Here is a 12,023-nt window from a genome sequence, read left to right as displayed (position 1 = left end):
AGATGGCTTTTTCATGGTTTTAAGGGTTGCTCTACTTGCACCAATTATTATATCTTAAAAAAGCCTCAAATGATTGCTCTGCAATCATTTGAGGCTTTGAGAATTCTGAATTCTTTTGAAATTAAATCCGATCGAATATCTGCGGAATGTGGGTTTTAAAATTGGTAGAAGTGCGATCGCTTTGGAGACGAACAACCCAAGCCCTGAAAAAATCCTCGTCAGTTAACCTTAATCAGCCTGGAAATCAATAACGTATTAATGTCATTGCTCGCGGGGATTGTTAGCTGGCGCGGCCTCTTAGAAAAGCAATCGCAGCATCTGTTTTTCATGGGTTCTGGGTTTAGGATTCGGAGATTGAGTTGACAAGCTGTACCGCATTTAAATTGGATATTTCAATGCCGTATCAAAATTCGTCCCATCCTCGCATCCACTCAACGCGCCACCTGACGCATATATTCCCCCCACAACTGAGCGGCATTGGCACTACCTCCCCCAGTCGGAGAATTATCATCATTTCCCAACCAAACTCCTGTCACCAGTTGCTGACTCGGAATATAACCGACAAACCACAAATCTCTATTATCATTAGTCGTGCCTGTTTTTCCAGCTTCTCCTAACCCCAAAGCAGCACTGCTGCCCGTACCTCCCCGCACCACACCTTGCAGCATATCAGTCATCGTATCCGCTACCGCTTCAGAAACTAACTGCCGATTGGCAATGCCATCTTTTTGATACTCATAAATCACCCGGCAACTGTTAAAATCATTTCGATCTTTGCAATCGCTGCTGTCAATAATTCGCTTAATTACGTGGGGACGATTGCCCAAGCCCCGATTGGCCAAAACCCCGAAAGCACCCGTTAATTGCAACACATTAACTTCACTTTCACCTAATACTAAGCCTGGGTTAGAACGCAGTTCAGAAGTAATCCCCAAACGCCTAGCCATTTGCACTACATTGTCTAAACCGACATCTTGTTGTGCTATTCTCAAAGCAATTGCATTTTCCGACTGTGCTAAACCCCGATACATATCTGTACTACCGCTGGTTCTTTCGCAGCCGCTGTAACTTTGTCCGCCCCAGGAAAGGGGGGCACAAGAATAAGTTTTCTCCGGTGAGATTCCCCGTTCCAGGGCGGCTGCATAGGTGAAAATCTTAAATGTAGAACCGGGCTGTCTCAAAGCTTGGGTAGCCCGATTAAACTGACTTTTCAAATAATCTACGCCCCCAACTAAAGCTAAGACTTCCCCGGTTGTACTATTGAGAGTAACCACGGCTCCTTGAGAAAAACCAGCACTGGCTCCGGCATTTTCAACAGCATTTCTGAGGGAAGCTTCAGCCACTTTTTGCAGGCCGGGATTCAAACCTGTTTCTACAATAAAATTGCCTTCTCGGGCTAACTGCTCCCCCAGCAAAAACTCCAATTCGTCAAATACATAACTGTAGAAATAAGGAGCGATCGTACTTTGCAGATATTGGCGAGCTTTGGGATTAATCTCAATTCGCGATCGCCTCGCGCGATCGGCTTCTTCCTGAGAAATCGTCCCCATTGCGCGCATCCGTTCGATCACTCGATCGCGATACTGTACCGCCAACTGATAATTTTGAATCGGATTAAAACTGTTTGGCGCAGGCAAAATGCCGGCCAAAGTTGCCGCCTCTGACAAAGTTAAATCCTTCGCTGATTTGCCAAAATAAAACCGAGACGCATCCTCAAAACCGTAAAGGTCAATTCCCAAAAACACGCGATTCAAATAAGTCAGCAACAGCTCATCTTTGCTGTAATAATTCTCCAGTTTCAGGGCAACTACAGCTTCCCGTAACTTGCGTCCCGCCGAATCTTGAGTTCCCACATAATCTCGAAACAAACTCCTCGCTAATTGCTGCGTCACAGTGCTGCCGCCTTCGCGAATTCCTCCCCCGCGAACATTGGTCAAAAGCGCGCGCAAAACTCCGATCGGATCTACTCCCAAATGCCAATTGTAGCGGCTGTCTTCCGAAGCAAGTACCGCCTTGGATAAATAAGGCGAAAAATCCTGTAATTGCTTTAATTCTAAGTGAGCGTTATTCTGAGGAGGACGCAGGGGAGTTTGCCCATCGCGGGCGTAAACAATCACCGGGCCATTGATACTTCTTGGCAGAGGCCGCACTTGAAACTTGGTCGATTCCATGCCTACCAACACCGCAATCAAAGCGGTGATTCCGCTGACGCCGTAAAAGCTGTAACGCACAAGTTGCAAATACCAAGGCGGCGGATATACGTACTGAATTCTGACAGCGGCGGCTAGTTCCGGTGGCCCTAAAGTGAACACGTCTCCGTGACGCAGGGACATACTTTTAACTCGCCTTTTGCCATTGTAAATGCCGTTTGTGGAGTCTTCATCTTTGATGACAAAAGGAGTCCGCCGCCGAGTATCGCGCGACAGGGATAAGTGCACGTGACTGACAACGGGATTGCGAACTACAATATCTGAAGATTTGGACGATCGACCTAACAAATATCGATCGCCCAACAGCGGATAAACCTCAGCTTTAGCTGCACCCGCATCCTGCACCCACAGTTCGGGTACTTTGGCATTAGGTTTCAGCGCTAGCTGGTTAAAATTAACCTTGGCAATAGTCTGGACTGCTTGGGTAATCGCACCCAAGACGGTTTGAGGTTTGCGGGGCGGCGGCGGTGGGGTCATATTTCGCTGTGCACTACGATCGAGCGATCGGCTCTTGCACCATTCTACTCGCAACTTTTGGCTAATTTCACGATCGGCTCATACTCTTGAGGCGAGCGTCGGCTAGTGGCGATCGATTTGGAGGTTATTGGTGAACCTGCCCGGAATCCGTTTATTGAGCAAATCTCTACCCAACCACAAAAAATCCCGCTATCACGAGAGAATTAAATTATCATAAACTTTCCCAAAAATCAACACTTTAGAGCAAATTTATCCCTAATATCGTTTCCGGTGGCATCGGAATCATAAAATCGAGTCAACAGTTAACACTCAACCATTCAGTTTTTCGACCCGCCCGTCAACAGTCAACAGTCAACAGTCAACAGTCAACAGTCAACAATTCCGGAGGAGTGCAACCGGAATTGATATAATTTACCAACACAATTCGCCTAATAATTAAAACCCCCCTTTTTCAAGGGGGGTTAACAGCCGAAAATCAGCTTGATTCTCCTTACATCGAAGAACCCAAACCGGCATAAGCACCGTAGAAGAAAAGACTCACAATGGTGAGAACACCGAGGCCTGCAACTGTAGCTACCAGCCACAAAGGAATTCTGCCACTTTCACTAAACATAGCCATCACCTCACTAATTTACAGCTAAACAAATTCGATGGAACTATCGAAAGCCAACTCAGACACCAGTTAATTAAAGAAATAACTGGAAAACAAAATACCCAAAACAAAAATCAGCAACAAACCCAAATACAAAGAAGTCCGGTTTAACTCAACAGGCTGCTCGTTGGGATTAGGAACGCGCTCAGGCATTGTAAACTCCTATCGTTGAATAAATTGCATTGCTGCGATCGCGCCCAAAAAGAAAATTGTTGGGACGCCTAAAGTATGAACTGCCAACCAGCGCACCGTAAAAATCGGATACGAAATTGGCTCATTATTTGGGGTTCTGCTCGTCATTTTTCCAAATCCTTGTTAAATTACTTGGCAATGAACTGATCTACTTGTTTCTTAGCTTCAAAGCGATCCGAGATAATCGGCACTTCTTCCCGCTGCGGTGTGAAATACTGGTTAGGGCGAGGAGTTCCGAAAGCATCGTAAGCCAAACCCGTTTGCACAAACAGCCATCCAGCAATAAACAAAGCCGGAATGGTGATGCTGTGAATTACCCAATAACGGATACTTGTAATAATGTCCCCAAACGGACGTTCTCCAGTTGTACCAGCCATTTAGAATCCTCCTTTCAACAACAAATTGACAGACAATCTCTCTTACTATTCTACTATCAAGCAGCTTGCGCTGAACCTTGATATTTAAGTAGAGTACCGCTCGCGCCGATCACAAATCCGCGATCGGGGCCCATAAAGACAATCCTGTAAAAATTAGCGGGAACATCTTCAACTTCGCGGTCTTTTAGCCAAGTTTTCCCGCCGTCCAAACTGCACAGCAAATTGCCGCCGCCGCCGGCTACCCAAACTTCATTATCAGTCCGGTAAGCCATGTCCAGCAAACCCCAACTCGCCTTGCGATCGGGAAAAAACGGTTTTCCCCAACCTTCTGGATTGGACGGGTCGCTAAACTGAATTTGACCGCCGCGGGCGAGCATCCACAAACGCCCATCCTTGGTAAAGCCCATATTTTGCAGGCGGCGAGAACTATTGCGGTTGTGAGGTTCCCAAGCTTCTTGTCCGGGTTTCCACACCGAGTAGAAATTGCCCTTTGAGGAAACCGCAACATACTGGCCGTCTTCAGAACGGTTGATATTGCGAACTACCCCAAAAGAATCCTGCACGACTGCTTTCCAATTTTTGCCACCGTCCGAAGTCCGGTAAATCGCCCCCACATCGGTCGTCATCTCGGCGGAATTCGGGCCCAAAGCTGCGATCGTACTCGGAGAACCGGGCAACTGAGAGCTCAAAGCAATCCGCGTCCAAGACTTACCCTCGTCGTTCGTGTGGAGCAAAACAGAAGGCTGGCCGACAATCCAGCCTTCTGAACCCGAAAAACTCACCGACGCAAAACGCGACCTCGAATCGTCGATATCCAGTGCTACAGACTTCCAGCTAGTGCCACCGTCAAGGGTTTCGAGCAGAGTCGCCTCAGAACCCACAACCCAGCCGTGCTGAGGATTGCCCGTAAAGGCAATATCCTGCAAATTAGCTTCCGTAGGCAAGGAAATCACTTGCCAGGGGTTGTAACTCACAGAACCGATGGTGCTGCAACTCGTACAGATGAGCGCAGCGGCCAATAACATTACAAATCGTTGCCAAAATCTCACAATCGTTTTACTGCAAACCATACATACTAAGTAACAACAAGAAACCAACGACCAAGCCGCCAAAAATCAGCAAACTTTTCTGACCTTCGGTCATGCCGTTGACACCGACACCGTAGCGCTGATTTGCCTTAAATCCCGATACCCCTTCCATCTGACCGAGATTTTGAAACACCGATTTGCGCGCCCCGCAAACGGGACAGACCCAAGTTGGGGGCAAATCTTCAAAAGCCGTGCCCGGGGCAATGTCAATTTTAGGATTTCCCTTTTTCGGCTCATAGACGTAGCCGCAGGCGCGGCACTCGTGCCGATCGAGGGTTTTGGTCTCAGTGGCTCGATCGCTCATAAAATCTCTAGGAGTGTGGAAACCGCGTACCTTGAGGGTCACGTATGAAACAGGACGCTGAATAAATTCAGAGTCCCCGAAAGGGGTTGGATAAGTAGAGGAGTAGTGCTTATCCATTTCCCTGTATGCCGGGAAGCGCCTTGCTACTCCAGTAATGTTAGCTTCGCTAATGTTATCGGTCGGTACTTTCCCAGAGACACTTCCTTAACCCCTTACAGATGTTTAATCCCTAGGTTACAGAGCAAGGAACTAGCTACGGATTCCTTGGTGTGAACTTGAACTCTTGCCGATAACGTAGCCCCGAAAGGGGACTGAGGCTGGTCAACTTGGGGCTTCAGTTTTTATGCCAGAAGCCCGCGACTTGCCGTCGGGGGTCGTTGACAGCTCCAAAAGAGTAGGTAAGCTAATCTTAAAATATACATTAAAAATTATTGCAGAAGATGGACGATTAATCTCAACCAACTCGTAATTTTAGCTACCCACAATCTATATAATGTAAAGACAAGTTACAGAACCCTTTCACCTAGGCAGTAATTATTCACCGTGTTTGCACTCAGCGGCTACGAGTATTTCTTAGGCTTCCTGTTAATTTCCAGCCTAGTCCCTATCCTCGCCCTCACGGCGTCTAAGGTACTGCGCCCGAAAAGTCGTCCCTACGACCGACGCACTACCTACGAATCTGGCGTCGAGCCGATCGGCGGAGCCTGGATTCAGTTCAACATCCGATATTATATGTTCGCCCTAGTCTTCGTCATCTTCGACGTAGAGACCGTCTTCCTCTATCCTTGGGCGGTTGCTTTCAACCAGCTAGGACTGTTGGCTTTCATCGAAGCCTTGTTTTTTATCACGATCCTCGTTATTGCTCTTGTCTATGCATGGCGCAAAGGAGCCTTGGAATGGTCTTAAGTTCTGACAAATCACAAAAACCTCTAATTGTCAACCCCGCTATTCGCCCTGAAGTCACATCCGAATTATCAGAGAATGTCATCCTAACTACGGTTGATGACCTCTACAATTGGGCGAGACTTTCGAGCCTGTGGCCGCTGCTTTACGGTACCGCTTGCTGCTTCATCGAATTTGCAGCTTTGATCGGATCGCGCTTCGACTTCGACAGATTCGGCTTAGTACCGCGATCGAGCCCCCGACAAGCCGACTTGCTCATCACTGCCGGCACCATCACCATGAAGTACGCCCCCATCTTGGTGCGGCTGTACGAACAAATGCCCGAACCCAAATACGTGATCGCGATGGGCGCCTGCACGATCACCGGCGGAATGTTCAGCGTAGACTCCCCCACAGCAGTCAGAGGCGTTGACAAACTGATCCCCGTAGACGTGTACATACCAGGCTGTCCCCCCCGCCCAGAAGCGATTATTGACGCAATTATCAAACTGCGGAAAAAAATCGCCAACGATTCGATGCAAGAACGCGGCAACTTGCTCCCCACCCACCGCTACTACACCAGACCCCACAAGATGAAAGTAGTAGACGACATCTTGGATGGCAAATATTTGTCAGTTCCCGGCCGGATGGCGCCTCCGAAAGAATTGACCGAAGCAATGGGAATGCCAGTACCACCGGCTTTGCTTGCAGGACAAAAACAGGAGGTAAACCGTGGCTGAGCAAGAATCTGCAATTGTTGAAGCCGGGAAGGTTTCCCAGTGGTTGACTCAAAATGGCTTTGAACACGAAGCTTTAGCGGCCGATAATTTGGGCGTGGAGATATTAAAGGTCGATCGAGAATTCCTAATTCCGATGTCAACAGCACTGTATGCCTACGGGTTTAATTATATGCAGTGCCAGTGCGCCTACGACCAAGGCCCAGGAGAAGATTTAGTCAGCGTCTACCACTTAGCTAAGCTGACAGACAATGCTTCCCATCCCGAAGAAGTCCGCGTCAAAGTATTCATTCCCCGCGAAGATCCCAGAGTGCCATCAGTCTACTGGATTTGGAAAGCAGCCGACTTTCAAGAGCGGGAATCCTACGATATGTACGGCATCGTCTACGAAGGACATCCGAATCTGAAACGGATTTTGATGAACGAAGATTGGGTAGGCTGGCCACTGCGGAAAGATTACATTTCCCCTGATTTCTACGAATTGCAAGACGCTTATTAAGGGAGTTTTGAGTTTTTAGCTCAAAATATATAGGACTAAAGTCCCTGTCACGTAAAGTAGGGTACGTCAGGGGGAAAAACCCTACTATACACCTTCAATAACTCTTGTGGGGCAGGCATCCTACCTGCCCTTTACAGTTTTTTTGGGAAGGCTTCACTTAACCAACGAAGTAACCAAGGTTAGCAAAAGACTCAGCAAATACAATGAAAAAATACAGACCTCCACTGACTGACACAGAATTACAAGAATTAGAAAAGCTATCAACGCTTGAGTTTTCAACTTATAGTGAAGCCGATGTTCGCGAAGAATATTTAATGCCGATACTAAGATTGCTTGGGTATAGGAAAGATTTAGATTATTCAGTTTCTAGAGAAGACAGTTTTAAGCTAGATGATCTGTTTCTTCAGGTTGGATCGACACAAGTTAGGCTTGATTATATTTGTAGTATCAGAAAAGAATACTTCTGGCTAATTGATGCGAAAAAAGGTAAGTGTAAAGATCCCACTAATCCTCCCCAAATTAGAGAGCAAGATGTTTCTCAAGCATATTTTTATTCTTTGCATCCCACTATTAATTGCAAATACTTTGTTGTTTCAAATGGTTGGTACTTGAATGTCTATGATAGGGATGAAATTAATAATAGTATAAATCCGATTTTAAGCATAGCTCATACTGAAATTAAAGATAAATTTTATGAACTGGATCATATTCTGGCTGCGACCCAACTTATTCCCCATATAAAAGCCAAGCTTTTATCTAATATAGAAAAAGTTTTATCTTCAGAAGTTAGCCTCAAAAGACTGGAAGAATTTGTTAAAGAAGTAGAAAAAATAACTGACAAAGTAAGACCTAAAGTCTTGGATAATTTTAGGTCGAATGCAAAGAAAGAGAGAGAAAGCAGCGAGGCTTTTTGGAAGAATTTGATTGCTAATGCTAACCCTTTGGAAATTATCCAAACTCTTTTTCAGCAAGCATACACTCAAAAAGAAATTAACGATGTTTCAGATGCTCTTGTAGAAAAGCTAGTGAATTCGTCTGAAGGCGAGCGCTATATTTTCATGAGGGAAATACTTATGTTGGAATTAAAATCCGTGAACTACTGGTATTACATAAATGTACTCAACTTTTTAATAAAACTAAATTATAGCAGTATCGCAAGCAATTATAGCAGTATCACAAGCGTTAATTTTACGTTATCTGATAATTTAGGTTGTTCGTCAATAGAAGGACTATTGCATTATTGGATATATCTATTGTTCAGCAGATTTAATAATAGACGCGACTTGAGATTAACAACTCTATTTGATGGTCTTTATCGCCGTCTGTTCAAGTTTTATTTCATTATGCAAAAAACCTCAAGAGATTCTCTAAAAGAAATGGTAGAATTGAGCTATTACATTTTACCAGAAGAGACTATAGCTTGGATAGGTTATTCTCCTGCTAACAATCTGATTAAATCAGTGGAAAATGAAACCCAGCGGGCGCTTAGTGCAATCATAAGAAAATACTATGACAAAAATAAGCGACATTTTAACTTGAATCTTGCAGAACAAGAATACTTTCAAGTCAATGCTTTATATAACCAAATATTTGAGCAACAAAAAGAAAAATATTTAATATTACAAAATGAATTAGGTGATGATTGGAGTGAATTACTTTTTTTAGATGATATATTTCTGGAATTCGATCCTATTTTAGCTGCATCATGTAGTATTCTCCTAAGATATCCTCAAATTGTTGAGGGGCTTCCCGAAAAAAGCAAAGTCCAGATTGGAATAGCAGCATCTATAGAATGTGTGGGTTCGGCCAAAGAATTATGTCAAAAACACAACCTAAAATATTGTGAAATCAAAGATGCCGAAACAAGACAGAAAGCTATAGAATACTACTTTAGTCCACAGTACGATCCTGATATATTTTTATCAGCTTACCTTACTTAACTCTCTTATATCGGAGATTAACAACCTGCTATCCTCTGTAATGTCTGGAGGTAATAAGAGTGGCAAATAATACAATTAAATTACTAGATATCGTTGCATTGACAGTTGATATTCCTGAATACAATCTGTGGCGCGGACAAGTAGGGACTGTGGTTGAACCGTTGGCTGATGGTGCAGCGTTTGAGGTTGAATTTAGCGATCGCAACGGACGCACTTATGAATCTGTCGGGCTGCATCCAGAGCAAATCATGGTGTTGTATTTTGAGCCAGCATCACCTGATATCAAACCCGAAATGGTTACAGCATAAGCAGCCCAATAACTTGCGGAATTTATAAAAAATTGGATTTCAGGTTGAATTTCTCAACTTGGAATCATTCCCTCTCTCTCCACTATTATTCCCGAAAAATCTTCTCTTCATCCCTTGGGCTTGTCTTGGCAACTAGAATAATTGCTCCCCCTATTTATTGAGCCGATACCCTATATTCATGGAATATAGCCTTTCTCAGTAACATGAGGTGCACGCTTGATAAGCGGGCATAGGGCATAGGGCATAGGGCATAGGGCATAGGGCATAGGGCATAGGGTATACCTCACCAAGATTGAGAACTGCTATATGCTGTATCATACAGCAGATTCCATGTAGATGTATGACAGAGAAACCGGGTTTCTTGAACCGAATTAGTAATGATGTGAGAACTGTAAAGAAACCCGGTTTCTGGGGTGTACTTCATAAATCTGGAATACGCTGTAAGTTGGTCAGTCCAGCAGTGATTGTCCTGAATTTAGAAACCCTGAACGGAAACAATCCTGCTTTGAAGTTCATTAGGGGTTACATCCTCTACAAAACCTAAAATCCCGTTAGAATTCCTGACTCTGATGAGAGTTCCTGAATAAACTCCGCTAATTCCGCCTCTGAGTTGAGTTCCTGAAGCAGATCCGCTAAATTCGTCGGCCACATCTTGTAGTATAGCTTGCGGCCCATCGAACCTATATGTTAATGCCACATTCTGTACCGGCTCCAACACTATATCATTGACCGTTAAGTCACTCGCTAATCCAATGCGATCTAAATCAGGATCAAAACTTTCTATTATATCACTAGAATTGATGTCTGTAGTGCCAGAATCTATTCCCAGAACGCATAAATTATTGCCAAAGCCACACTCTAAGAAGTCTCTCCCCAAGCCGCCAACCAGAGTGTTATTCCCATCTGTGCCGGATAACAAATCATTGCCTCTCCCCCCAAATAAAATATCATCGCCAGCGTCTCCAATAAGCCAATCAGCATCTAGACCACCACTGAGAGAGTTATTCCCCTCCTGTCCAAACAAGGCATCTTTTCCTTTTCCCCCAAATACAGAATCGTTGCCTGCAAAACGTCTGAGAATATCTTCCCCTTCATTTCCCAGGATTAACTCGCTAGCCCCTGAGCCATTTACTGTATCATCGCCATCGAGCGCCCAAGCTCCTAAAGAGAAGTTTGTTAGATCTCCAGGAAAAAGTTGAATCAATTCCGAGGTGTTGTCGCCAATTAAGCGCACTATCCCTGATGGATCGGGTTTTAAAGCCATAGCTAAAATCTTTGTCGGTTGGTAGATTACTAACCCTACTAATTGAGCCAATACTGGCTCACAAGTGGGTCATAATTCAATTAGCACCGTGTTCAATATAACTCGAAACGGTATTTTCCAAAAGCATAGCAACAGTCATCGGCCCGATGCCTCCCGGCACCGGCGTGATAAATTCGGCTACTGTTTTAACAGCATCAAAATCCACATCTCCGGCCAAACGACTCGTACCGTCTGGATTGACGACGCGGTTAATACCGACATCAATTACTACCGATCCAGGTTTGACCATATTAGCTGTAATCATTTCTGTGCGGCCGACTGCGGCTATTAAAATATCGGCTTGATTGGTAATCGATTCTAAGTTTTGCGATCGCGAATGAGCTACAGTAACAGTGCAGTCGGCTTCTAATAGCATCAGCGCCATCGGTTTACCTACCAAAATACTGCGGCCCAAAACAACGGCGTTTTTTCCTTTTAAATCAATCTGGTATTCTTGCAATAACCGCATCACTCCGGCGGGAGTACAACTCCGCAAACCTTGCTCCCCGCGCACGAGACGGCCTAAATTTACAGGGTGAAGTCCGTCAGCATCTTTGTCGGGGGCAATTTGGTACAGCAGCGAAATTGCGTCTAAGTGTTCTGGTAGCGGTAATTGAACTAAAATGCCATCTACTCGATCGTCCTCGTTGAGTGCACGAATTGCAAGTTCTAGTTCGGCTTGAGTAGCGTTTGCGGGGTAATGCTGGCCGAAGGAAGCTATGCCAACTTTAGCGCAGGCTCGCTCTTTATTGCGAACATAGGCTGCGCTAGCTGGGTTATCACCCACCATCAGCACCGCAAGTCCCGGAGGACGACCTTTTTGGTGTTGTAGGGCGCGGACTCGATCGCTCAGCTCGCTTTGAATCTTTGTCGCTAAAGCTTTGCCATCTAGTATTTGAGCAGTTTTGGCATCCATTGTAGACTCTGGGTTAGGGGCTGACGACTTTAGATTTTAGCTTAATCCCTGCCAAGGACTACACTAGAGAAATTTCTTACTTGCGATCGATTCTGGGGATTCTGTTAAAGTAAGTCGTATCTCACATCTCAAATCAGT

The 12,023-nt window shown here is 45.1% G+C and carries 14 protein-coding genes; 5 read left to right on the top strand and 9 right to left on the bottom strand.

Annotated elements, in window-relative coordinates; all coding sequences use genetic code 11:
• Positions 1 to 431: 431 nt before the first annotated feature.
• The 7 genes from QUA43_RS27480 to QUA43_RS27450 all read right to left on the bottom strand — a co-directional run bounded on the left by QUA43_RS27480 (position 432) and on the right by QUA43_RS27450 (position 5,300).
• A complete protein-coding gene (locus QUA43_RS27480) occupies positions 432 to 2,687 on the bottom strand; it encodes a transglycosylase domain-containing protein (protein WP_333378424.1) in 2,256 nt (751 codons plus the stop codon).
• 490 nt (positions 2,688 to 3,177) lie between these two features.
• Complete coding sequence (locus QUA43_RS27475) at positions 3,178 to 3,300, bottom strand: photosystem II reaction center protein J (RefSeq protein WP_333109398.1); 123 nt, start codon at positions 3,298 to 3,300, stop codon at positions 3,178 to 3,180.
• 69 nt (positions 3,301 to 3,369) lie between these two features.
• Positions 3,370 to 3,492, bottom strand: coding sequence for a photosystem II reaction center protein L (locus QUA43_RS27470; protein ID WP_015176850.1), 123 nt, complete (start codon positions 3,490 to 3,492; stop codon positions 3,370 to 3,372).
• Positions 3,493 to 3,501: 9 nt separating this feature from the next.
• Positions 3,502 to 3,639 (bottom strand): cytochrome b559 subunit beta, encoded by a 138-nt coding sequence (gene psbF, locus QUA43_RS27465; protein WP_006635504.1) that lies wholly within the window; start codon positions 3,637 to 3,639, stop codon positions 3,502 to 3,504.
• Positions 3,640 to 3,659: 20 nt separating this feature from the next.
• Positions 3,660 to 3,908, bottom strand: coding sequence for a cytochrome b559 subunit alpha (psbE, locus tag QUA43_RS27460; RefSeq protein WP_006635503.1), 249 nt, complete (start codon positions 3,906 to 3,908; stop codon positions 3,660 to 3,662).
• Positions 3,909 to 3,964: 56 nt separating this feature from the next.
• A complete protein-coding gene (locus QUA43_RS27455) occupies positions 3,965 to 4,978 on the bottom strand; it encodes a photosynthesis system II assembly factor Ycf48 (RefSeq protein ID WP_333378420.1) in 1,014 nt (337 codons plus the stop codon).
• Positions 4,965 to 5,300, bottom strand: a complete 336-nt coding sequence (locus QUA43_RS27450; RefSeq protein ID WP_333378430.1) for a rubredoxin — start codon at positions 5,298 to 5,300, stop codon at positions 4,965 to 4,967. Before QUA43_RS27450 ends, QUA43_RS27455 begins: the two co-directional genes overlap by 14 nt.
• A 543-nt stretch (positions 5,301 to 5,843) precedes the next feature.
• Between QUA43_RS27450 and ndhC the strand changes: the two genes are divergently transcribed.
• From ndhC to QUA43_RS27425, 5 genes are all read left to right on the top strand, one after another.
• Positions 5,844 to 6,206, top strand: a complete 363-nt coding sequence (gene ndhC, locus QUA43_RS27445) for a photosynthetic/respiratory NAD(P)H-quinone oxidoreductase subunit C (RefSeq protein WP_006635500.1) — start codon at positions 5,844 to 5,846, stop codon at positions 6,204 to 6,206.
• Positions 6,197 to 6,922 (top strand): photosynthetic/respiratory NAD(P)H-quinone oxidoreductase subunit K, encoded by a 726-nt coding sequence (gene ndhK, locus QUA43_RS27440; RefSeq protein WP_333052111.1) that lies wholly within the window; start codon positions 6,197 to 6,199, stop codon positions 6,920 to 6,922. Before ndhC ends, ndhK begins: the two co-directional genes overlap by 10 nt.
• Positions 6,915 to 7,418 carry an NAD(P)H-quinone oxidoreductase subunit J gene (locus QUA43_RS27435; protein WP_333378418.1) on the top strand — a complete coding sequence of 168 codons (504 nt, stop codon included), beginning with the start codon at positions 6,915 to 6,917 and terminating at the stop codon, positions 7,416 to 7,418. Before ndhK ends, QUA43_RS27435 begins: the two co-directional genes overlap by 8 nt.
• Positions 7,419 to 7,621: 203 nt before the next feature.
• Positions 7,622 to 9,358: a hypothetical protein gene (locus QUA43_RS27430; protein WP_333378415.1), complete on the top strand. Its 1,737-nt coding sequence runs from the start codon at positions 7,622 to 7,624 to the stop codon at positions 9,356 to 9,358.
• A gap of 59 nt (positions 9,359 to 9,417) precedes the next feature.
• Positions 9,418 to 9,666: a DUF4926 domain-containing protein gene (locus tag QUA43_RS27425; RefSeq protein WP_333378413.1), complete on the top strand. Its 249-nt coding sequence runs from the start codon at positions 9,418 to 9,420 to the stop codon at positions 9,664 to 9,666.
• 475 nt (positions 9,667 to 10,141) lie between these two features.
• Here the strand turns inward: QUA43_RS27425 and QUA43_RS27420 are convergent, their stop codons facing one another.
• The gene (locus tag QUA43_RS27420) at positions 10,142 to 10,930 is read right to left on the bottom strand and encodes a calcium-binding protein (protein ID WP_333378410.1); all 789 of its coding nucleotides are present in this window, start codon (positions 10,928 to 10,930) and stop codon (positions 10,142 to 10,144) included.
• 76 nt (positions 10,931 to 11,006) lie between these two features.
• Positions 11,007 to 11,885, bottom strand: coding sequence for a bifunctional methylenetetrahydrofolate dehydrogenase/methenyltetrahydrofolate cyclohydrolase FolD (folD, locus tag QUA43_RS27415; RefSeq protein ID WP_333378408.1), 879 nt, complete (start codon positions 11,883 to 11,885; stop codon positions 11,007 to 11,009).
• Positions 11,886 to 12,023: the final 138 nt, after the last annotated feature.

The organism is Microcoleus sp. N9_B4 (assembly GCF_036701635.1).
Classification (GTDB): domain Bacteria; phylum Cyanobacteriota; class Cyanobacteriia; order Cyanobacteriales; family Microcoleaceae; genus Microcoleus.
This window is presented reverse-complemented; position numbering and strand designations above follow the sequence as displayed.